Source organism: Chryseobacterium flavum (assembly GCF_003385595.1).
Lineage (GTDB): Bacteria > Bacteroidota > Bacteroidia > Flavobacteriales > Weeksellaceae > Chryseobacterium > Chryseobacterium flavum.
The window spans coordinates 281,998-304,504 of record NZ_QNUE01000006.1; the positions used below are offsets into that span (position 1 = coordinate 281,998).

A 22,507-nucleotide genomic window follows, 5' to 3' on the forward strand; every position below is an offset into this window, starting at 1 on the left:
TGATAAAATATTATTATATTTAATACAAACACAAACACAATGCATATGAAAACCGAATTACAGACTAAAGGCTCTTCCTTCCGTCCGTCACAAAATGCAGATAGAATATCCGAAAATCACCATTCAGGAATCAATCGGTTGGTTAAACTTTCATTAGTTGTGGAAGGTAGAATCATTAAGCACTATAAGCACTTCACACTTAAACAAAAAGCCAGTCATCACCATGAATTCAGTCTTACCCTTGCTCATGATGCTTTGGAGGACCGTCAGAATCATACCCTTGAGGAAGCGAATAAATTTTTAGGAAAACGGCTTACAGCAGTTATTTCCTATAAGGATATTGATAACAGTCCCGAAAGAAATTTTGTAGGGATCATCACAAAAGTAGGATTCAGCCAGGAAAAAATGAGCCTTGGGAATATCGTACTGTCCGGTCACAGCCCTACGATATTACTGGACGGGGCTCCTCATATCCAGAGCTTCGGAGGCAGTCAGCCCGTTAATATGGGAATAATTGCAGCTGATGTGATCAGACAGGGAATTGATAAAGAGCGTTTCGATGTAAGAATTGATACCCATGATTATTCCCAGATCATCTACAGCAGCCAGTATAATGAAACGCACTATAATTACCTGGCAAGAATGGCAGAAGCTTATGGCGAACAGTTTTATTATGATGGTGAAGTATTGCATTTCGGAAAGCTTCCCCCACAGAATAAACCTATAAAATTACTGTATGGAAGTAATGCTGATAATATAAGGGTTGAAATAAAAGCGGTACATACCAAACCACAATATTATGGCTATAACAGCAGTAAAAACGAAAAACTGACATCCGGAGAAACTCCTGTAAACCATGTAGGAGACCTTGCCAGAACAGCTTACAGCCACAACGAAAAAATTTATAAAACCCCGGCACTTCAGGTAGCTCCTATCAAAGCATCCACACACCTGGATGTAGAGCACTCCCAAAGAAGCAGCTCCGGAAGTGAGGCGGTGAGTGTATTTTCCGTTTCAGGTTCTACCACCGTACCATTTCTGCATCCCGGATGTATTGCAGACATCCATATGAGAAAGCCTGATACCAATGAAACGGCTTACTTTACCAAGGTAATGATTACAGAGGCGGTTCATGAAATAGATACCATAGGGCATTATACCGGAAGTTTTGAATCTATAGCCGCGGATACAGGTTTTTTACCTAAACCTGAATTTACTATACCTCATGCCCAGCCACAGATTGCTACTGTAATTTCAAATGCTGATCCCGAAGGACAAGGAAGGGTTCAGGTGAGGTTTGACTGGCAAATGAACGATACCACCCATTTTGTGCGTGTCATGAGTCCCGATGCGGGAGGAACGGACCAGATTACCCAAAACCGTGGCTACGTGGCTATTCCCGAAGTGGGAGATCAGGTGATGGTTAATTTTGTTCACAGCCATCCGGACAGGCCATTTGTTATGGGGGGCATGTTTCACGGAGGCGTAGGTCTGGGAGGCGGAGCAGATAACCGCGTGAAATCTATTCAGACGAGAAGCGGTCACCGCATTGTTTTTACAGAAGATGAAAGTATTATTATTACGGATAAAAGTGGAAATGAAATCCATCTGGATACTACCGGAAGCAATATTAATATTACGGCACCGGAAACGATGACCCTGAATTGTAAAAACATGAACATCAATGTAGGGGAGAATATGACTACAACGGTGGGGATGAATAAATCAGACAGTATCGGATTGAATAATACCGAGACTGTAGGTGCTATGAAGCTTACTTCAGTCATAGGAAATGTAAGCACATTTATTACAGGTAAACTTACAGAGATCATTGAAGGGGATGTACACAGTGAAACGAAGAAAGAAAGGAATGAGATTTCGGAAAAAGAAATCAACATTACCTCCAATGCTTCCATTAATAAACATGCTCAACAGGAAGTTCAAAATAATAGCGGTGAGAAATCTAAAGCACATTAGCCATGAGCAGAACGAGAATTGTAAAAGGCACCTATAATAAAATCTCAAATGAAAATCACAATATGTACTCTCAGGAGAGTATTATTTCACGTGCCATGAAATGGATTTCTGAAAAGGGGAATGCTAAAGGGGTGAGTCATAATACGCCAAGCGATCCTCCTCCTTCTGAAATAAAAGCAAAATGTATTGTTCACTTTCGCAGTAAAAATGGTTGGCAGGGTGAAGATTATGGTTTTGACTGGATGAGATTGGGGGAGACTTCTAATTTTGGTGATGTTGATTATGAAAATATTATAGCAAAGCAATATACGGATGCTACTTATACAACATTGGAAAGAAATATCAATGAATATGATGGGAGCTTTAAAAAGGCGCCTGTCTTATATTCTAAACTTAAGCAAATATATGGTGTTTACAGTATTCCGTGGAAGAAAAAAGCAGATGGTACTCTTGAAAATTATTATTGTTCCTGGTTATCACTTTACCCTTCCCAGATCAAAGATAGTAAAACAAACCAGCTTACTGCATCTAATTTTAAAAATACCAAAGCTGTTTTAAGCCTCAATATTGAAGTAGATGAAGAACCGGACGTTTTAAAATTTAAAGAAAATAAATTTTTCAAAATTTCTCCTATGGAAATTTCTCCTAAAACCAAAGGGAAACACAATCTTAAAGATTTTGTAACCATAGAATGTTTGGAAGAGTTTTCAAATGATCAGGTTATAGAAGTTATCGCAGTAAAAAAAGACAATGCGGGTATTGAAACTTCTGAAGTCGCCGGGAGATTAAAGGTTTGGGCTAATCATGCTGCCAAAAGGAAAAAAACTAAGTTTTTAATTATTGAATTAAAGACCCCTGAGCTCACACCTGGAGCTACTTCAAAAACTGGTAATTCCGTTGGACAGAAAGAATTGTTTGAAAATTATTTACGCCAGGCGTTGATAGAAGCAGATGTAGAAACGGAAACTATAGACGTATCTACAGATTCCCATTTTAAAGCAGGTGGTAAGTATGTCATTGGAGGTAAAATTGCTGCTTATTATCAACCATCAGGTAATGCTCCATCGGGGTTTGTTACTCTTCAAAATTATATATATGATAAACTGAAAACACAGTTGAAAAATAATAAAATTCCTGAAGCAAAATATGATAATCACTACATTGCTATTTATCTCGGAGAAAGTGGAGGATTTGTAGATGCCTCTAATCATGTAGTTGCGCTCAATGGATATAGTAATGGCAGGTTTGTGGTATTATTTCCAACAAAAAATAATCAAACAGCAGCTCACGAATTTCTTCATAGCTTTGCATTACCTCACAGTTTTACTAATTCAGAAGCCGATGCAAAAGCACAGTTTACTTATGAATATGCTAAAACAGAAAATATTATGGATTATTCTCATCACATTCCCGAAACACGTTATAATCTTTGGAAATGGCAATGGATGATAGCTAATACAAATACCAAATAATTATGAAAAAAATATTTTTTTTATTCAGTTTATTGATACTTTTTTCATGTAAATCTCAAAAAAGAAATATGATAATTCCTACAATAGATAACAAATTTGAAAAGTTTGATATAGACAAATTTAGTAAATCAACAAAAAAAGAAACTGATGTTGTAAGAGAGTTTCTGCCCAATGGAAACTATATTGAAATGAGTATGGCAAACTCTGGTAAATATTATACCGAATCATATAAAGATTCCTATTTTATGATATCTAAATCTTATTACACCAGTGGAAATATAAAAGATAAAGGTATCATGTTTAATGTTCCTTGGGGAGCTCCTTTTCAAAAAGGAATTTGGTATGGTTTTGATGAAAATGGAAAGCTGATTAAAGAGGTTGATTATGATAAGCCTTACAAATATACATTTGAAGATATTTTAAAATTCTGTGAAAAAGAAGTTATTCCCATTACAAAAGGTCCGGTATTACAAAGTACAGGTTTTCATACTATAATTTCAAGAAGAATAGAAAATGGAAAACCGATTTGGGAAATAGAATGGTTAAAGAAGTCGAATCGTGTTGAAAATATAATTTTGGATGGTATTTCTGGTAAAGTAATTTCAAGAAGAGAGTCAGAATTTATAAACAATTGATTTTTTAGTTATGAACCAACAGTGGGAATTACACGTTGAATGTCATTAGCATATCACACTGTATTATTGACAATGAAAAAACATTCAATCTACAAAAAGAATATTATGAATAAAATAATAATGTTAATATGGTTGAGTATGTTTATACAATGCCAATCTCAAAAAATAGATAAATATATGATACCAATTGTTGATAATAAGTATGAAAAATTTGATATTGAAAATTTTCTAAAAAATTCTGTAAGAGGAACCTTGATTGTAAAGTCTAATGATGCTACTGTTGTAGAGGATAAGCAATCGTATGGATTTATAAAACAGGTATACAAGAAAGATGATATCTTTTGTCATACTGTCCTATATTACCCAACTGGAAAAATTAAGGAAAAAGGAATTACGTTCAATAATGGTACTGAAATAGGTATATGGTTCTATTATGACGAATCTGGTAAGCTTCTTAAAGAGGAAAACATGGATGAAGGCTACGACTTTAAACCTGCAGATATTATTGCATACTGCGAAAAGAATAAAATTGATCTGCCTAAAGGCTACCATGATTCTGGTTACCAGGCTAGAGTATTAAAACAGGATTTTGAAGGCAAAAAAGTATGGAGAATTTCTCATCAAATTGCAGGCGACAAAATAGAAGAAATCATTCTGGATGCTAAAACAGGAAAAGAGCTTCAGAAAAAAACAGTACCTTTTTATAATCCATAATTAAATGATTGATAAAAGATTTATAGAAAAACTATTCGTAGTATTCTTGTTGGGTCTTTTTCTACAATGCCAATCTCAGGAATTACAAAAAACAATGATTCCTAAAATTAGTAATGAATTTGAAATAATCAATACAGAAGGACTGAAAGAGGTTGTTATTAATGATAACAAAACAACAACGTTTGTTTCCGCTAAAATTGGTTCCAGTTATACAGAATATTATAAAGACAGTTACTTTATTATAGTAAAAAATTATTATCCTTCTAAAAACATTAAAAATAAAGGGATTGCCTTCAATGAAGGCTCACCTGTTGGAATTTGGTATCATTTTGATAAATCAGGTAAGCTTATTAAAGAAGAAAATACAGATGAGGGATATAGCTTTACTCCGGAGAATGTAGTGAAATATTGTGAAAAGAATAAGATTGAGCTTCCTAAAGGATATCAGAAATCTGGCTTTCATACACAGATTATAAAAGAAGCTCGTAATGGAAAAAAGGTCTGGGTGATAAAATATCTGATCCCGGATGGAGATATACAGATGGTTGTTTTAGATGGTCAGACAGGGAAGGAGATGGAGAGGAAAAAGGTTCCGTTTGTAAGCAGTTAATAATAAAAAGCTAAGGATAATCTTTTTTCTAAGCCTGTAATTAATAATTAAATTTAAAGCTTATCTGATGATAGAAAAAATAATTAAAACTTCCTTGATTTTTTTATCCGTTTTAGTTTTTTCTCAAAGCAAATCAGAGCGAAAATTTATAAATAAAATAGATAAAGAACTATCTGATCCTGATATTATAAAAATAGAAGATGTTGGAGAAAAATGGAATCATGATCATCTGATTGTTTATCTCAAAAATAAGATCCCCATATTAATTATCAGGGAAACAAATACTGTAAGGAATACAGAATATACAGATTTTACAACTTCTACCCAAAAAGAAAATATTGTTGCAAAGTTTTATTTTCTGGATTGGAAGCAAAATAAATTTATAAGAGTTGGAAAAATTGAAAGTGAATATCAGGAATATGGACATAAAGAAAAGGGAAAAAACAAACAATATCATTTAAAAGAAATGAATAAAGAATTTGTTTTTGATTATGACGTAGAGAGAGTCAATTTATTAATTCAGCGATACAAGTAGCATAAATATTTTAAACCGTACTTCAGAAGAAATTCAGGGAAGTTTTAAAATAAACCATGAAATCAGTAAAAGTATTTTTTCTTAATGCGTTGTTAGCATTCGTTATATTGATCCTGATGAGCTTTGAAAAAAATATAAACTATCAAGGAGAAGCCGCTAAAGGATACGGAGTATTTACAGCATGGTATCTTAAAAATTTTATATCTTCATTAACAGCAGTTATTAATGTTAAAAATATGATCATTAACTATATGATCATATTTATATTGGTTCTGCCATTGATCGTTTTTATAAAAAGAAAGCTAAATAAAAAGAACTTTAATATATTGCTCTTTTCTGTCATCATAATATTTATGTTCAGTCTGTTCTATTCTTATCTTTTACTATTTCATGATTTTTCTACAGCTTCCTGGTAACATAATGTAAATAAAGAATCAGGTGTTGAATGATTTAGCTTATTCAAATGATCAAAGAAAACACTTGTGGCATGCAAGAGTATGAAAAGATGGGATTGGAGTAAAGATGAAAAACCACAGAATTACTTCTCTGATTCAAGAATTAATTATCTTTATCCCATGTCGAATAAAATATTTAATTTTAGAAGATCAAAACAAAGACCTTAATTCTTTACCAGGAGAATTGAAACGGTCTGATTCGGACAGATGATTTTCAGATCATTTGAAAAGAATTGTAAAACAGAGCGCAAATTATTAATATAAGAAAATTATCAATGGGTGTACTAGTAACCAACGAAACAGTAAAACAATTATTTCATATTGCTCAGTCAATAGCAAAGGAAAATTATAATGCAACGTACGGAGGGCCTCATATTCTTCAGGCTTTAATGCATAAAAACATAGGACTTAACGAATTTTTAAAAAGCATAGATAAAGATCCCGGTTATTTCTATGAATGGGCCGATGTCCGTATTGAAGAATATCCGAAAACCAGCCACCTGCCTGATGAGGTAAGCCAGGATGATGCAGTGGATACCCTTATTGAAGAGGCAGATGATATCCGGCTAAAGTTAGGACTGGATGAGATTACCCCTATCTGTATTCTGACGGCAATAGTAAAACCCCAGGTTGTTTTTTCACTTCAGCAGTTAAAATCCCTTCCATTGAGGGAACATGATATTTTCAATTTATACAGAAAAGATACTCCTTTCACAGTTTCTGAAAATGGTGATTTCGCTTCATTATTTTCAAATGGATCAGACTTCACAGATTCTTCCTTTCCATCCATTAAAAGCTATTGTGTTGACAGAACGGCACAAGCCAGAAACGGGGACCTGGAGAATATTATAGGGAGAGATAAAGAGCTCAGAATGCTGGTTGAGATCCTTTGCCGTAGAAGTAAGCCTAATGTAATTATTATTGGAGAACCCGGAGTTGGTAAAACAGCTTTAGTGGAAGGATTCGCTATTGAAATTACAAAAGGCAATGTTCCTGAAATGCTGAAAAACGGAACCCTTCTGGAGCTGGATACAGGAGCATTATTAGCAGGAACTTCTTACAAAGGGGAAATCGAAGACCGTTTGAAAAAAGTAATCAATGAATGTAAGAAAATTGAAAAAGCAATTCTTTTCATTGATGAAATCCATACCCTTTTAGACCCGAAAGGAAGCATTGGAAATGTAGCCAATCTTCTTAAACCGGAGCTGGCAAGAGGTGAAATTACCGTAATAGGAGCCACTACACAGGAAGAATACAGAAAAATTATAGAACCGGAACAGGCTTTTAACCGTCGTTTTGAGGTACTGACTGTTAATGAACCGGATGAAAAAACCTGTGTAAAAATGATCGATGTCCTGCTTGAAGGTTATAAAAAGCACCATGGTATCGAAGTAGAAAAAACAGCACTTCCCGAATGTGTTCGTCTGGCAAAAAGATATGCTAAAGGTAAAAAGCTGCCTGATGCAGCAATTGATCTCTTAGACAGAACAATGGCGGCGATCAAGATGCTGGATGAGCTTTCGGAGAAAGAACTGGAAAGCTGGAAAGAAAGTTATGATGCGATCTTAAAAGAAGAATATTCAGACAGTAAAGATCAGGCGGATGAACTGATCTGGACCTATAATCTGCTTCGGGATAAAATCAGCCCTATTTTGTGGGGATCCTTAAGTGAGCAGCCTGCCATTGACAATTCAATGCCGGTAGAGCAGATCCGGAAAATCATTGAAGATACTTATGCTGAATTGCTACAGCATGCTGCAAAGAAAAGAGAAAAGGTGGACAGGCTTGAGCTGGCTGCTGTAATGGCTGCTAAAACCAATATTCCAATCGGGAAAATCCAGGCTCAGGAAAAAGAAAAGCTTCTGAACATGGAATCTCTTCTGATGAATAGGGTAGTAGGTCAGGATCATGCTTTGAAGATTCTTTCGGATGCTATTGTAGAAAACCGGAGCGGTCTGAACAAACCTGGCCAGCCCATCGGATCATTCTTCCTTTTGGGCCCTACAGGAACCGGAAAAACAGAACTTGCCAAATCAATGGCGGAATTGTTGTTCAATGATGAAAAGGCCATGGTTCGTTTTGATATGTCAGAATTTAAGGAAGAACACTCAGCAGCATTATTATACGGAGCTCCTCCTGGATATGTAGGATATGAAGAAGGTGGTATGCTGGTGAATAAGATCAGACAACAGCCTTATACTGTTGTTTTATTTGATGAAATTGAAAAAGCCCACCATTCCGTTTTTGATGTTTTCCTTCAGATTATGGACGAAGGAAAAGTTCACGATAAATTAGGTAAAGAAGGAGATTTCAGCAATGCATTGATCCTGTTTACCTCCAATATCGGAAGTGAGGAGATCGTAAAACAGTTTGAAGAAGGGAAGGTTCCGGAATCATCTTCACTTATGCAGATCATGTCAAACTCAGGAAGGTTCAGACCGGAGTTTTTGGCAAGGATTACGGAGATTATTCCTTTTGCCCCGATCACAGAATCTATTGCAGAAAGAATCTTTAACATTCAGTTGAAATCACTTCATACTTCATTAACGAGGCTGGGAATGGCCTTAAAAATCAGTGATGAGGCAGTAAAAAATCTTGCATTAGGCGGGTTCAGCAGTAAATACGGAGCAAGACAGATCTCCGGAGTAATCCGTGCACAGCTGGCAAGACCGATTTCCAAAATGATCGTGAGGGAAGAAGTGAAATCCGGGCAGACTATTCATGTAGACTGGAATAAGGAAGAAGAAAAACTGAGCTGGAAAGTAGATTAACTATACCATAAAAGGCTGATTGGCAAATCTGCTCTTTGGCCTTTTTTATAAATATCTTTAAAAATGAAAACTATTGTCAGAAATATATTTACAGGTTTAATGCTAGTGGGAGCCGGTATATTGGCGAACGGACAATTTCTGGCTGCTTCTGATACCTCAGAAAGCAGTGTGAAAAAATATCAGGGTATTATCAATGCCAATAAAGATCTGGTGGTGTTTATTGAGCAGCTGCTTATCCAGAAAGGTCTTCCCAAACATTTAAGAAACCTGGCACTGATAGAATCTCATTTTAACAGAAATATTACCTCGGGGGCAGGAGCCGTAGGAATCTGGCAATTTATGACAGCCCATGCCAATCAATACGGTCTTACAGAACAGAACCGTACCGATGTATATAAAAGTACAAAAACAGCAGTGATTTCCCTTGCAAATCTTTACAAAAAATACAACAACTGGGTAACCGTAGTTGCTGCCTACAATTGTGGAGAGGGAAATATTGCAAAAGCAATGCAGGCTGCAGGCTCTACCCATTATCATGAATTTTCCAAATATCTTCCGGGAGAAACCATCAACCACGTAAAAAAATACCTTAATGCCTGCTATGCAACAGGTGAGCTGGAGAGTGTTTTAAATAATTATAACTCCTCAAGACTAAATAAAATATTTTTTGAAAACGGAGGAAATAAGACAATGGGTGAGGCACTTTCAGAAACAGAAATTAATGCAGGATTTAATCTGAAGGTCGTTGCTGATGAACTGAATGTTGAAGTAGACAAAATCCTGGCCTGGAATCCCGGAATTGTGGAAGAACTTCAGAAAAAAGGAGAAAGTCCCTTCTATCTCCCAACAGATCTGATGCCTGATTTCCTCCTTAGAAAAAATAAGATACTTTCCCGTTCTATCAGAGAAGGGGCATCTCAGCCGTAAATCCGGAAACATAATCCTCGGGATTAAAACACTATTAAAAACGGTTCGAAACAGAATTTAAGGTCAGTTAAATTCTCAAAAATTCTATAAAAAAAAACATAATATTTCTCATTTAAGTGTAAAATGTCCTTTCTTTTAGGGTTTTGTATTTTATCGTATTGTATTTATTTCAGTGTTTTATTTGTTGATTTTAAATCTATTGTCGTAGAATTACGACATGAAATCGTAGAATTACGACAATTTTTCAGATTTGTATTCAAAAGTTTTTTTTAGAGAAAAAGACCTTCTATATTTGCTATACAATCACTGAATCACAAAATATTATTAACGATTAAAAATTACTTATCATGGCAGAAAGAAATTCAAGAGGAATCTTAAAATTCAACGGAGGTGAAGGACAAAAGTTGTTAAAACTTAATTATGCTGTATCAAGATCTACAGACGTTTCAGGACGTGTAGCATCAGATCCTTCCAACGCACTGATCAAGCTTACGGTAGAAGCTACTGAAAAGTCTGATATCCTGGAAAGCTTACTAAACGGAAAATACAAACCTACCAAAGGTGAAGTTACTTTCAACAAATCTCACGAAGAAGGAACATTGATTACTTTAAACTGGGAGAACGGATACGTAATTCAGCACGAAGTAGACTTCGATGCAGTAGACAGCAACAGTATGCTGATCAGCTTCGTAGTAAGTGCTGAAACCATTACATATGGTAATTCTGAGTATGCAGGATTATGGCCTTCATCAGGTAAATAACCGATTCATCATCTTAGTAAAAATAAAATTGGTACAGAACAGCCCTTGTAAAAGTTTGCTGTTCTGTTTTTCTGTTTTAAAATAAACTCAGGGAAACAATCACCAAACAGAATCAGTATCCGGAATTTACATCCGGTGATACCTACAGCCTCAATTCAATATTTATTAACTTAAACACGCAACACTATGTTTCAAGATGATAAAATTAAAGTAAAGACTTCTCAACAATCTATCAGCCAGGATACAGAGACAACCAAAAAAACTGTACAGGAAACTGCGGTTACGAAAGCAGAGGAAAAGGTAAACAAAGCAGGGGAAAAAGTAAAAAAAACAGTAGAAACTGCACAGCATTTAAATACGGTACAGGGAACAGGCAAATTCCTGAATCAAATGCTGGTTTCCAATGATCCTTCCGTGGTTGAGACAAAAGTATGGGCTAAACAACCTACCTCAAAAATACACAACGCAGAAGCTATTTCCCAAAGTTATATAGCAGGAATCAATCGGGTAATCAGGCTCGATGTAATCATAGAAGGACAGATCATTAACCATTTCAAACATTTTAAGCTGGTGCAGAGTGCTACCAGGCACCATGAATTCAGTCTGATGCTGGCTCATGATACGCTGGGTAAACCGGAAAATCATAATCTGGAAGAAGCTCAGAAATTTTTGGGAAAAAGAATTACAGTTGTTTTCAAATATAAAGATATCGAAAAAGGAGCTGAGCGTAATTTTGTGGGAGTGGTTACAGAAGTGGGATTCAGCCAGGAGAAAGGAAGCCTCGGAAATATTATTATTAAAGGGTACAGCCCGACTGTGCTTTTGGATGCAGCACCTCATATTCAGAGCTTTGGAGGAAGTCAGCCTGTAAGTCTGAACAGTATTGCTGATCAGGTAATTAAGGAAGGGCTGGGTCAGCATAAATTTGATTTCAGGGTGGATGCCCAGCATGGAAATGTATCGTACAGCTCACAATACGAAGAAACCCATTATAATTATCTCGCCAGAATGGCCGAAGCCTATGGAGAGCAGTTTTATTATGATGGAGAAGTTCTGCACTTCGGAAAACTGCCTCCTCAGGAAAAACCTGTCAGGCTTACTTATGGAAGCAGTGTAAGTGATATTGCCATCAAAATGAAGGCCCAGCATGTAAGTCCTACTTTTTATGGTTACAACAGCAGTAAAAATGAAAAGCTGACTGCCGGCAGTTCAAAAATTAATCATACATCAGACATTGCAAGACGTGCTTACGAAATATCAGAAAAAACTTTTACAACCCCTTCTTTGAGGGTTGCCCCTATTAAAGCTTCTTCCTTTATGGATATCGATGCTTCCCAGAAAGGGACCGCAGGAAGCAAAGCTTCAGAAGTTTTCATTACTTCAGGGACTACAACGGTTCCTTTCTTATACCCCGGATGTACCGCTGATATCGAAATGCGTAAATCGGAGAGTAATGAAACTGCTTATTTTACGAAGCTAATGATCATTGAAGTGACTCACGAAGTAGATGCCCGAGGCTATTATGATGGGAAATTTGAAGCCATTGCTGCGGATACAGGATTTATTCCACGTCCCGAATTTCAGATGCCAAAAGCAGAAGCTCAGTTTGGAAAAGTAATTTCAAATACAGATCCTTTAAACCAGGGAAGAGTACAGGTTCAGTTTGACTGGCAAAGCGGACCGGATACTACCGAATTTATCCGTGTAATGACTCCGGATGCGGGAAGTAGTGATAAAGTAAGCAAGAACAGGGGATTTATGGCTGTTCCGGAAGTAGGGGATCAGGTTATTGTCAATTTTGTGCACCAGCATCCCGACCGCCCGTTTGTGATGGGCGGAATGTTCCATGGTGGAATCGGTGGTGGTGGCGGAGCCGGTAACAATATAAAAAGCCTAAGCAGCAGGAGCGGAAATAAATTAGAATTAAATGATGGTGAAGGTTCTGTATTTCTGACCGATCAGGGTGGGGCCAATATGAAGTTTGACGGAGCAGGAAATGCCCAGACTAATGCCAATAACAATAAAACGGTAAACGTAGGAAACAATAATACGGTAAATGCCGGCAGTACAAATTCCATTAATGTCGGAGGAAAAGAGGGCGGAGCCGCCAATTCGGTTCTGACAATGGATGCAGGCGGAAATATTTCTCTGGAAGGAAAAACAAAAATTGAATTAAGAGTCGGTGAAAATAGTATCACGATCACTAAAGAAGGGATTACCATATCTGCAAAAGAAGGGATGCTTGATTTGAATTCATTAAAAAATGCATTATTGGTAACACAGGATAACCTGAGCATTCACAGTAAAGCAGTGACTTCAATGAATGCAACAGGAGATATATTTATTACCGGAAGTAATGTTGATATTAACTGATGTCGTGAATGTATCCTAAAAACGTATAAAACATGACTTTGGAACCGAATAAAGCTGAAAACAATGACCATCTGTCAGGATTTAAATATGCCTGGTATAAAAAGGGAGAATATAATATCAATATCAAATCCTATCTTACTTTAGGAACAGGAAAAGCCAATCAGACGGAAATAGAAGAAGACTGGGTGATAATGCCGGGAGAATACAATCATATTACCATACAGTCTTCTACCCAGCGGTATATTCAGGCAGACGGGCAGATGCAGCCGTTTTATGAAATTCTTGAAAAAATAAATAAAGCTACAGAGGTTGTTGAATTATCTTTAAATACCGATAAAAGCATTCATGAAGTAACCAATAAAAATGAAGTTTTAAACAAATGGGAAGAGATAAAAAAGGACCTGCATTTTTTTGAGCTGGTAAAAGAAAGTTATAAGGCATTTATTCAGATCTATGATAAAGAGTTTAATAATATAGATCGTAATATCAGGCAAAATTTTTTGTATCAGATTATGTTTTATCCTTTACCAGTATTCAACGGAGGAAGTCTTACAGATAAAATTCCTGTAAGAACAGCTTTGTCAACCCTTTTTCCGGGAGAAGAGCTTGAGTATAGTTCTGTACACAGAATTTTAAAAAATAAAGAAGGTGGTTTTACTGTTAAGCTGGATGGAAAAAGCAAAGGGAATCAGACACGGTTTGAAAATATTTATAAAGATAAATATCAGAGAACGCTTGGAAATGCTCTGGAGTATAAGTACACCCTTGAGGGAGAATATATTTATAATGAAGATTCTGTATTATCAGAGGTCATATTCCATGTGAAAGAAGAACTGAATGAAAAGATGATTTATGTTTGCAGATACCATATACGGTTAAATAAAAAATAACAATTAATACGATCACTATGAGTCAATTATATATCGCACAGGATACCCCGCTTACTTGTAGTAAAGGCCGGAGACTTATAGGAATTGGAGTCAGTTCGCAGTCTTCAGTAAAGTTGAAAAAAGGAGCGAAGCTGATGGCTACGGAAGAAGACCGGTTTAAAGATAATTTTATTTGCCCTGAAATGATGATGGCGGGAGCTTTAGCAGGTGTGGCAGTAGCAGCGGCTTTCTCCGGCGGACTTTTTGTTTTGGCTGCCGCAGCCTGGGCAGGAAGCGCCCTTATAGATGACTGCCTCAACATCTGTTCATTTTTATGCAAAGGAAGCGATTGGCAGAATACCCATCCTAAAGTGAAAATTGAAAATAAAAAACCTCTGTTGCAAAATTCCAGTTTACATTGTTTCATAGGAGGTAAAATTACCTTTCATTTACCTGTTGCCCAATTACAGGAAGCTTCTATTGCCAGTAGAATGGCTCAGGATTCATATGAGGATAATGCGGGACAGAATACCAGTATTGAGGGGTATACACGAATCAATACAGATGATCAGGCTGAGCTGGATAAGTTGTTCGGACCGGGGGTATTAACCAGCAAAGATTTCAATACCAATAAAGATAACGGCTTCTTTTCCTCTTTATATTATAATAAGGACACAGGAGATTATTTTGTGGCATTCAGGGGATCGGAACCTAAAGGCATGCAGTTTTATCATGACTGGTTTATTGAAGATGGAGGGCAGGCATTTGGTTTTGCAACCCCTCAGATAGAAAAAACAAGAATGCTGGCAGAAAAAATGGATAATGCTACAGGAGGAAAAGTGAAATTTACCGGACACTCATTGGGGGGAGGAAACAGTGCCATGGCATCTTATTATACCGGACTTCCGGGATATACTTTCAATGCGAGGGGAGTACATGGGAATACACTTGATTATCTTGATAAAAAAGGAGCTGTAAAATCCACTTCCGGGATTATCAATTACAGTACAAGTAATGACATTCTTAACGGGCTGCAGAATAACAGGGAAGGGCTGCTTTCTACACTGGCCTTATCCAGGATTCCGGGGCTCAACAAACTTGCAATTTTTGGAGGTCTTACGGGAGGCGTTCCACGGGCTTTGGGGGAACAGCATGAAATCTTCGGGTATATTGATAATAATGAAGGGCTTGGCCTTAAAACCATCGGAAGCGGGCATAGTGCATACAATGATGCATTCCAGGCGATGCTGGCCACTATTAATACTGATGTTGTAGCTAATAATATTTAATATGAAACCAATTATTTTAATAATACTTTCCATCATGACACTTCTTTCCTGTTCAGATTTTAATCTTAGATCGCGTAAAAACGAAAATAGAAATCAGTATCCTCCTTCAAGAATGTTTACAGGAGACGGTCTATCAGCTGCCCAAAAAATGTTTGATGGAGATCTTAAAGGAATGGAAGAGCTTATTAAGGAAAAAAATATTGATATCAATAAATTACAGGAAAATACAGGGTATACCTTACTGATGTATGCTTCCATCATTGAAGATCTGAAAGCAATGGAAAAACTTTTAGAGCTGGGTGCTGATCCCAATATTATAGTACCTCATGAAGGTTTTGAATCTCCTGTAAGCCATGCCGTAGCACTCAATAATTATGAAATGCTGCAATTACTTTTTAAATATAAAGCCAATCCTAATCCGGCCTTGGGGAATTCTCCGTTATCTGATGCAATGACTCTGGGCGGGGATGAGAATACTGAAAAGAAAATGATTGATTATTTGCTTCAGAATGGAGCAGATATTAACAATATTTCTTATAACGGAAGCAATATTATGGAAAGTGCTGCAAGGGATGACCTGGATATGGCGGAATATTTCCTGGCTAAAGGAGGCCTGCCTAAAATAAAAGGAACGGAGCTTTGTCCAATGGCTGATTATATTCAGTACAAGGAAAAACAGAAAAATGAACGTAATCTTCCTGACTCCCCTTATTATGAAAAATTATTCGGAATTAAAAAACAGCTGGTTGAGAAATATAATGTAGCATTCCCATATAAGAAAGACACAATAGAAGAAGCTAAACTCAGAATAAAACAGTATGAAGCACTGAGTCCTAAAGATAAACTATCTGTAAATTTCAAAAATAATTACGGGGAAAATCTTTATCAGCAAGATTTGAACAGAGTTAAAGGGAAATAACGGAAAATATATTAAACTTTTATTCCGGATGTTATTTGTCTTTTATCAGTGAAATATTTTCATTTGTGAAGTTCTTCTATTTTTTATGTAAGTGATTTATGAATAGGGGATTAATTTGGACCTATAAATCAATTGTCGTAGAATTACGACATGAAATCGTAGAATTACTACAATTTTTCAGATTTGCATTCAAAAGCTTTTTTTTCAAAGACAAGGACTTTATCTTTGTTTTATAATTAATGGATAACAATTTATTACTAACGATTAAAATTTACTATCATGGCAGAAAGAAATTCAAGAGGAATCTTAAAATTCAACGGAGGTGAAGGACAGAAACTGTTAAAAATGAATTACAGTGTTTCAAGATCTACAGACGTTTCAGGACGTGTAGCATCAGATCCTTCCAACGCATTGATCAAAGTTACGGTAGAAGCTACTGAAAAGTCTGATATCCTTGAAAGTTTACTAAACGGAAAATATAAGCCGACAAAAGGAGAAATTACTTTTAACAAATCTCACGAAGAAGGAACATTGATTACTTTAAACTGGGAGAATGGATACGTAATTCAGCACGAAGTAGACTTCGATGCGGTAGACAGCAACAGCATGCTGATCAGCTTTGTAGTAAGTGCTGAAACCATTACATATGGTAACTCTGAGTATGCAGGATTATGGCCTTCATCAGGTAAATAATCTGCGGATCTTTTTAAAACATACAGAACAGTATACTAAATGTATGCTGTTCTTTTTTTATTATCTGAAATTTTCCATCTGTCCATCTGTTATTAATAACGGGTCACTTTTCTACCTATTTTCTTATATTTGTTCATTATAGACAATATGGACGCAACACAAGATAAAAGGCTATTTCTCATCGATGCTTATGCGATGATTTTTAGAGGGTATTACGCACTCATCAGAAATCCTAGGCTTACGAGCAAAGGATTGGATACTTCTGCTATTTTTGGATTTACAAACTCTTTGATTGAATTAATCAGAAGAGAAAAACCAACTCATCTGGCAGTGGTGTTTGATGTAGGACAGGCAAGTGTAAGAACAGAAGACTTTTCAGATTATAAAGCCAACAGAAGTGAAACTCCGGAGGCAATTAAAATTGCTGTTCCATACATTCACAGAATCCTTGAAGCCATGCATATTCCTATTTTAGGAGTTGAAGGTTATGAGGCTGATGATGTCATCGGAACCATTGCCTGTAAGGCAGAAAAAGAAGGATATACTACTTTTATGGTTACTCCGGATAAAGATTTTGCACAGCTGGTTACCGATAAGATTAAAATTTACAAACCAGGTCTGAAAGGTGGGGATATAGAAATTCTTGGCGTAGAGGAAGTAAAGGCAAAATATGAAATTGACGATCCTAAACAGGTTATTGATTTCCTCGCTATGATGGGAGATGCAGTGGATAATATTCCGGGGCTGGAAGGAGTAGGAGAGAAAACAGCCATGAAGTTTCTGAAAGAATTCGGAAATATTGAAACGTTGTTGGCCAATACGGATAAGCTGAAAGGCAAACTGAAAGAAAAGGTAGAAGCCTCTGCAGAGCGTGGAATTTTGTCCAAAAAATTAGCCACAATTATTTGTGATGCACCTATAGAGTTTCACCAGGAACAATACGACCTTGAAACACCGGATTTTGAAAAAGTAAAAGAAGTCTTTGAAGAAATAGAGTTCAGAAGATTATATGAAAACCTCTACAGGGCATTTGCTCCTGCACCTACAGAAACAATAGTAGTAAGTGAAGTAGAAGTAAAGCAAACCCCTGCAGGTACAGAAGTGAAAGGCCAGGTAATGCAGCTTGATCTCTTTGCTAATTTTGAAGAACTGGATCAGGCAACTTCTACAAAATCAACCATTGAACATAACGATCATCTGTATCAGTTCATCAATAATCCAAAAGCCCAGAAAAAGCTGGTGGATAATCTGTTGAAACAAAAAGTAGTTTGTTTTGATACAGAAACAACCTCTTTAAATGAGCTGGAAGCTGAGCTGGTTGGAATGAGCTTCTCATATAAAAAAGGTCTGGCATATTATATACCTTTGTCTGAAGATAAAGGCGAAGTTCTGCAAACCCTTGAAATATTCAGACCATTTTTTGAAAAAGAAGATCTGCTGAAAGTTGCCCATAATTTAAAATTCGATTATAAAATTCTGAAACAGTATGGTATAACGGTTAAAGGGGCTATGTTTGATACGATGATAGCGCATTATCTTTTGAATCCTGACGGAAGACATGGAATGGATTACCTTTCAGAAGTTTACCTGAATTACAAGCCTGTTTCTATTGAAACAATTATTGGGAAAAAGGGGAAAAAACAAGGAAATTTCAGAGATGCTGATTTAAGAACACAAACGGATTATGCTGCGGAAGATGCCGATGTAACATTCCAGCTATATGAGCTGTTTGCTCCCCAATTGAAAAAAGAAAATCTGGAAGAGCTTTTCTATAATATTGAAATGCCTTTAATGGAGGTATTGGCTAAAATGGAGCTTGCAGGAATTTCTCTTGATGAAAAATGGCTGGCACAGGAAAGTGTGGATCTTGAAAACGATCTGAAACAATTAGAAAATACAATTTTTGAACTTTCAGGAGAAGAGTTCAATATGAATTCACCAAGACAGCTTGGAGAAATTCTGTTTGAAAAAATGCAGCTGGATCCGAAAGCTAAAAAAACAAAAACGGGGCAATATGCTACTTCTGAAGACGTGCTTCAAAAGCTGGCCTCAAAACATGAGATCATCAAGTATATCCTGGAATACAGAACCTATCAGAAATTAAAATCTACTTATGTGGATGCTTTGCCTTCCCAGATCGATAAGACTGATAACAGGGTACATACTAATTTCTCGCAGACAACAGCAGCAACCGGCCGTCTGGCAAGTGTAAATCCTAACCTGCAGAATATTCCGATCAGAACTTTAAGAGGGCAACAGATTCGCGGGGCTTTCGTTTCCGGAGAAGGAAAGAAAATTATTTCAGCGGATTACTCACAGATTGAACTTCGCCTTATTGCTGAAATTTCCGGTGAGGAAAATATGATTAAAGCATTCCAGAATGGAGAAGATATTCATGCCTCTACAGCCGCTAAGCTGTTTAAAATTCCTTTGGAAGATGTTTCTAAAACACAGAGAAGCCAGGCAAAAACGGTAAATTTTGGAATTATATACGGACAGGGAGCATTTGCCCTGGCGGAGCAGACCGGGCTTTCCCGTACAGAGGCAAAGCAGATGATTGAAGCCTATTTTGAAACATATCCTAAACTCAAGGAATATATGGCAGAGCAGGTTAATAAAGCCAGACAATCAGGGTATGTTGAAACCATATTGGGAAGAAAGCGTCATTTAAAAGACATCAATTCCAATAATTTTGTGGTAAGAGGACATGCTGAAAGAAATGCTGTCAATGCTCCGGTTCAGGGAAGTGCAGCGGATATTGTGAAGATTGCAATGATCAAGATAGACAGAGAACTTGAAGAACAGCAATTAAAAACAAGGATGCTGCTTCAGGTTCATGACGAATTGGTCTTTGAATCTCCGGCTGATGAAATTGAAAAAGCTTCGGAATTGATTAAAAAAGAGATGGAGAATGCTTTGAAGACTCAGGTCCCGTTATTGGTAGAGATTGGAGTAGGGAATAACTGGCTGGAAGCGCATTAATAAACTACAGCAAATTTACCTTAAAAAAATAAATAAAGACTTTCACCTGTTGGTGGAAGTCTTTATTTATTGCCAACAGAATTATATGCGTTGGTGGCTACATTTTCGGGAGAAATATTTTCAAATACAAAAAGTTCTTTTTTTATCTTGAATGTTTCAACGGTTGCCGGCATTTCTTCTTCCATTGTGTTGACAGTTTCCAATCTGATTTTACCTTTCATTGGTTCATATGTAAATGAAGAGTGAGAGCCGGCTCCCATATTGTAGGTTTCAATAGAGGTAAGAACCAGATTATTATTCATATACCTGAACTTACTGAATTGATTTCCATAAGGACCAATGTCATATAAATTGATATTTAATACACCATTCTCAATACTGATGTCTTCCGGATCGTGCATTTTATATCCTGATTCATTGTATTCGGCAGGAAGTACTGTTCTGGAGGTCTTAAACAACCGGTATGTTTTGTCGGGATTCTTCAAAAGAACAATTATGTTTCTCTGTGCTAAACTATCATCTTTTTTTCTGAGAACAAGAGCTTGGTCAGCAAGTCCATCCTGGTTGAGGTCACCTTCTGTCTCATATTGGATTTCATACTCATTTGGAACAAAATCTGACCCTTGTTTTCCTGTTTTTAATAGTTTCTGTTTTTCTTGTATACTGCTTTGTACTGAATCATTCTTAACCTCTGTTGAAGGACTTTTTGGTGTATCTTTACGTTTATTGCATGAGTAGAATACCAAAGAAGAAAGAAGTAGAGTAAAAATGATTTTTTTCAATGATGTTTATTTTTTTGCAGATACAAATCTAACTTTTATTTCCTGATAGTGTAAAATCAAAATGCATAAGCATCCAAGAACAAGAACCGGAAAAAATGACTGTAATACAGTATAATGAATCTCTGAATTAAAATCATAAGTACTCCATGAAGATTCCCTGTCTGTAAATATGGAGTAATTCCAGAACAACCATACGAAGAGCAGTAATAGGAACTCAATACAAATTTTGAGAAATATCTTTTTAATAAAATAAAACAAAGAAAAGGCAGCTGATAAGAAAATGCCGGCTATAAGTGACATGAATGCAGCATTTTCAAAAAAACTGCATTCCAAACAGCTACTTGACATGCGGTCTGAAAAATTTCCCATAGACCAATAAATCTGTACCAATGTGAGTATGGAAATAATAATAAAGCTGAAAGAACATCTTTTCAAAAATGTATGAGGTTTAGACTGTTTCATGATTACTTTCCTTAAAAAAAGGTAACAAGTGACGACATTATGATAAAATCATTTATTGCCATTGCCAAAGGGATATCGTGATATTAAATATCAAATTCTATTTCACCCATATAATGAAGGAAAAAATCATCGTTTTCTACAGAAACCGGATTGGGGATGACAAATCTGCTGGTAAAAATAATCGCATTGACAGGGGTGTCCAGACCAAGTTCATTAAGTTTTCTTTCAAGAACCGGAAGCCATTGATCTGCATAAGAATATTCTGAGAATTTTTCATAAATACCTAAGCTCTCATCTTCAAATCCGTATTCCATAAAATCGTCATCAAACCATTTTATATTTTGGGATTCAGCAAACTTGGAAATGTACTGATCCTCAGTTTCCTCTTCCACATAGTAACTTTCATCTTCTTCTACAAAGTCATAAAAGTCTTCTTCATTTTTAAAATACCCCAGCCAGAAGTGTGAAGTCTCTTTGTCCATAAGTGAATTTTTAAACTGTAATATTACAAAAGTTTTTTATTACATGAAGCTTTCTGAATAAAGAATGAGGTTGGGGCTTTAAAAATAGATTCATAATTTTTTTTATTGTAATTTTATTCTGAGTATAAAACTAAAAAAATGGATTTTCTTCAGGATCATTATGTTGTTAAAAATGAACTCTTATTGATTCTTATTTCAGTAATTCTAGGATTGATGATTGGTGCAGAAAGAGAATACAGAAATAAGTCAGCCGGTCTCCGCACCTTTATACTGGTGTGTTTCGGCTCCTGTATGTTTACAATACTTTCTCTTAAAATAGGCATAGAGAACCCTGACAGGCTGGCGGCAAATATTATTACGGGAATAGGCTTTTTAGGGGCTGGGGTTATTTTCAAAGGAGACAGTAAAATTGATGGGATCACAACAGCTACTACCATTTGGGCTACAGCATCAATAGGAATGGCTGTAGGGTCCGGATATGTCTACTTCTCACTTTTAGGAACTGTCCTTGTATTGCTGGTTTTAAGTTCACTCACTTATCTTCAGAGCTTTATAGATAACTATCATAAGATCAGGGAATATAAAATTGCCATATCCGGCCCGGAAGATCTTAAACACTGTGAAACGGTCTTTAAAGAGCATCATTTAAAACATATGATTGTTAAACAGCAGTATACTAAGGGAAGCCTGAATGTTACCTGGATGCTTACAGGAAAGAATATCCATCATGAAGAAATAATCAGGAATTTAATGAATGATCCCAAAATAATATCATATCAGTTCTGATGCAAATAAAAAT

General features: G+C 36.2%; 19 protein-coding genes. 17 read left to right on the plus strand and 2 right to left on the minus strand.

From position 1 onward, the window contains the following. Nucleotides 1–45: 45 nt before the first annotated feature. The 16 genes from DRF59_RS10020 to polA all read left to right on the plus strand — a co-directional run bounded on the left by DRF59_RS10020 (nt 46) and on the right by polA (nt 19,982). On the plus strand, nt 46–1,977 hold the full coding sequence (locus DRF59_RS10020; RefSeq protein ID WP_115959311.1) for a type VI secretion system Vgr family protein: 1,932 nt from the start codon (nt 46–48) through the stop codon (nt 1,975–1,977). Nucleotides 1,978–1,979: 2 nt separating this feature from the next. Continuing rightward, complete coding sequence (locus DRF59_RS10025; protein ID WP_115959228.1) at nt 1,980–3,449, plus strand: zinc metalloprotease; 1,470 nt, start codon at nt 1,980–1,982, stop codon at nt 3,447–3,449. A 68-nt stretch (nt 3,450–3,517) separates the two neighbouring features. Beyond that, nucleotides 3,518–4,084 carry a PepSY domain-containing protein gene (locus tag DRF59_RS10030; RefSeq protein ID WP_115959230.1) on the plus strand — a complete coding sequence of 189 codons (567 nt, stop codon included), beginning with the start codon at nt 3,518–3,520 and terminating at the stop codon, nt 4,082–4,084. 177 nt (nt 4,085–4,261) lie between these two features. Further along, nucleotides 4,262–4,798: a toxin-antitoxin system YwqK family antitoxin gene (locus tag DRF59_RS10035; protein ID WP_241505519.1), complete on the plus strand. Its 537-nt coding sequence runs from the start codon at nt 4,262–4,264 to the stop codon at nt 4,796–4,798. A 94-nt stretch (nt 4,799–4,892) separates the two neighbouring features. After that, nucleotides 4,893–5,408 carry a hypothetical protein gene (locus DRF59_RS10040; RefSeq protein ID WP_115959232.1) on the plus strand — a complete coding sequence of 172 codons (516 nt, stop codon included), beginning with the start codon at nt 4,893–4,895 and terminating at the stop codon, nt 5,406–5,408. A gap of 67 nt (nt 5,409–5,475) precedes the next feature. After that, nucleotides 5,476–5,943 carry a hypothetical protein gene (locus tag DRF59_RS10045; protein WP_115959234.1) on the plus strand — a complete coding sequence of 156 codons (468 nt, stop codon included), beginning with the start codon at nt 5,476–5,478 and terminating at the stop codon, nt 5,941–5,943. Between the two features lie 56 nt (nt 5,944–5,999). Further along, nucleotides 6,000–6,359: a hypothetical protein gene (locus tag DRF59_RS10050; RefSeq protein WP_115959236.1), complete on the plus strand. Its 360-nt coding sequence runs from the start codon at nt 6,000–6,002 to the stop codon at nt 6,357–6,359. A 314-nt stretch (nt 6,360–6,673) separates the two neighbouring features. After that, nucleotides 6,674–9,169, plus strand: a complete 2,496-nt coding sequence (locus tag DRF59_RS10055) for an ATP-dependent Clp protease ATP-binding subunit (protein ID WP_115959238.1) — start codon at nt 6,674–6,676, stop codon at nt 9,167–9,169. Between the two features lie 63 nt (nt 9,170–9,232). Beyond that, the gene (locus tag DRF59_RS10060; protein ID WP_115959240.1) at nt 9,233–10,096 is read left to right on the plus strand and encodes a lytic transglycosylase domain-containing protein; all 864 of its coding nucleotides are present in this window, start codon (nt 9,233–9,235) and stop codon (nt 10,094–10,096) included. A gap of 347 nt (nt 10,097–10,443) precedes the next feature. Next, entirely contained in the window at nt 10,444–10,857 is a 414-nt protein-coding gene (gene tssD / locus DRF59_RS10065; RefSeq protein ID WP_115959242.1) for a type VI secretion system tube protein TssD, read from the plus strand. Nucleotides 10,858–11,043: 186 nt separating this feature from the next. Next, nucleotides 11,044–13,230 (plus strand): type VI secretion system Vgr family protein, encoded by a 2,187-nt coding sequence (locus DRF59_RS10070; RefSeq protein WP_115959244.1) that lies wholly within the window; start codon nt 11,044–11,046, stop codon nt 13,228–13,230. A gap of 32 nt (nt 13,231–13,262) precedes the next feature. After that, nucleotides 13,263–14,120 carry a hypothetical protein gene (locus DRF59_RS10075; RefSeq protein ID WP_115959246.1) on the plus strand — a complete coding sequence of 286 codons (858 nt, stop codon included), beginning with the start codon at nt 13,263–13,265 and terminating at the stop codon, nt 14,118–14,120. A 17-nt stretch (nt 14,121–14,137) separates the two neighbouring features. Further along, nucleotides 14,138–15,388: a PAAR-like protein gene (locus DRF59_RS10080; RefSeq protein ID WP_115959248.1), complete on the plus strand. Its 1,251-nt coding sequence runs from the start codon at nt 14,138–14,140 to the stop codon at nt 15,386–15,388. 1 nt (nt 15,389) lies between these two features. Then, complete coding sequence (locus tag DRF59_RS10085; RefSeq protein WP_241505520.1) at nt 15,390–16,307, plus strand: ankyrin repeat domain-containing protein; 918 nt, start codon at nt 15,390–15,392, stop codon at nt 16,305–16,307. A gap of 279 nt (nt 16,308–16,586) precedes the next feature. Next, complete coding sequence (tssD, locus tag DRF59_RS10090; protein ID WP_115959250.1) at nt 16,587–17,000, plus strand: type VI secretion system tube protein TssD; 414 nt, start codon at nt 16,587–16,589, stop codon at nt 16,998–17,000. Nucleotides 17,001–17,147: 147 nt separating this feature from the next. After that, complete coding sequence (polA, locus tag DRF59_RS10095) at nt 17,148–19,982, plus strand: DNA polymerase I (protein ID WP_115959252.1); 2,835 nt, start codon at nt 17,148–17,150, stop codon at nt 19,980–19,982. 62 nt (nt 19,983–20,044) lie between these two features. Here polA and DRF59_RS10100 read toward each other — a convergent pair whose 3' ends face one another. Together DRF59_RS10100 and DRF59_RS10110 are read right to left on the minus strand one after the other, a co-directional pair. Beyond that, nucleotides 20,045–20,764: a hypothetical protein gene (locus DRF59_RS10100; protein ID WP_115959254.1), complete on the minus strand. Its 720-nt coding sequence runs from the start codon at nt 20,762–20,764 to the stop codon at nt 20,045–20,047. 545 nt (nt 20,765–21,309) lie between these two features. Then, entirely contained in the window at nt 21,310–21,708 is a 399-nt protein-coding gene (locus DRF59_RS10110) for an immunity 22 family protein (protein ID WP_115959258.1), read from the minus strand. 138 nt (nt 21,709–21,846) lie between these two features. Here DRF59_RS10110 and DRF59_RS10115 point away from each other — a divergent pair, with 138 nt between their 5' ends. Continuing rightward, the gene (locus tag DRF59_RS10115) at nt 21,847–22,494 is read left to right on the plus strand and encodes an MgtC/SapB family protein (RefSeq protein ID WP_115959260.1); all 648 of its coding nucleotides are present in this window, start codon (nt 21,847–21,849) and stop codon (nt 22,492–22,494) included. The last annotated feature ends 13 nt before the right edge of the window (nt 22,495–22,507 follow it).

Coding starts and splice junctions, on each gene's coding strand:
- DRF59_RS10085 (WP_241505520.1), top strand. CDS start 15,390: ATGAAACCAATTATTTTAATAATACTTTCCATCATGACACTTCTTTCC.
- DRF59_RS10030 (WP_115959230.1), top strand. CDS start 3,518: ATGATAATTCCTACAATAGATAACAAATTTGAAAAGTTTGATATAGAC.
- DRF59_RS10110 (WP_115959258.1), bottom strand. CDS start 21,708: ATGGACAAAGAGACTTCACACTTCTGGCTGGGGTATTTTAAAAATGAA.
- tssD (WP_115959250.1), top strand. CDS start 16,587: ATGGCAGAAAGAAATTCAAGAGGAATCTTAAAATTCAACGGAGGTGAA.
- DRF59_RS10050 (WP_115959236.1), top strand. CDS start 6,000: ATGAAATCAGTAAAAGTATTTTTTCTTAATGCGTTGTTAGCATTCGTT.
- DRF59_RS10020 (WP_115959311.1), top strand. CDS start 46: ATGAAAACCGAATTACAGACTAAAGGCTCTTCCTTCCGTCCGTCACAA.
- DRF59_RS10080 (WP_115959248.1), top strand. CDS start 14,138: ATGAGTCAATTATATATCGCACAGGATACCCCGCTTACTTGTAGTAAA.
- DRF59_RS10035 (WP_241505519.1), top strand. CDS start 4,262: ATGATACCAATTGTTGATAATAAGTATGAAAAATTTGATATTGAAAAT.
- DRF59_RS10115 (WP_115959260.1), top strand. CDS start 21,847: ATGGATTTTCTTCAGGATCATTATGTTGTTAAAAATGAACTCTTATTG.
- DRF59_RS10045 (WP_115959234.1), top strand. CDS start 5,476: ATGATAGAAAAAATAATTAAAACTTCCTTGATTTTTTTATCCGTTTTA.
- tssD (WP_115959242.1), top strand. CDS start 10,444: ATGGCAGAAAGAAATTCAAGAGGAATCTTAAAATTCAACGGAGGTGAA.
- DRF59_RS10055 (WP_115959238.1), top strand. CDS start 6,674: ATGGGTGTACTAGTAACCAACGAAACAGTAAAACAATTATTTCATATT.
- DRF59_RS10060 (WP_115959240.1), top strand. CDS start 9,233: ATGAAAACTATTGTCAGAAATATATTTACAGGTTTAATGCTAGTGGGA.
- DRF59_RS10040 (WP_115959232.1), top strand. CDS start 4,893: ATGATTCCTAAAATTAGTAATGAATTTGAAATAATCAATACAGAAGGA.
- DRF59_RS10070 (WP_115959244.1), top strand. CDS start 11,044: ATGTTTCAAGATGATAAAATTAAAGTAAAGACTTCTCAACAATCTATC.
- DRF59_RS10025 (WP_115959228.1), top strand. CDS start 1,980: ATGAGCAGAACGAGAATTGTAAAAGGCACCTATAATAAAATCTCAAAT.
- DRF59_RS10075 (WP_115959246.1), top strand. CDS start 13,263: ATGACTTTGGAACCGAATAAAGCTGAAAACAATGACCATCTGTCAGGA.
- polA (WP_115959252.1), top strand. CDS start 17,148: ATGGACGCAACACAAGATAAAAGGCTATTTCTCATCGATGCTTATGCG.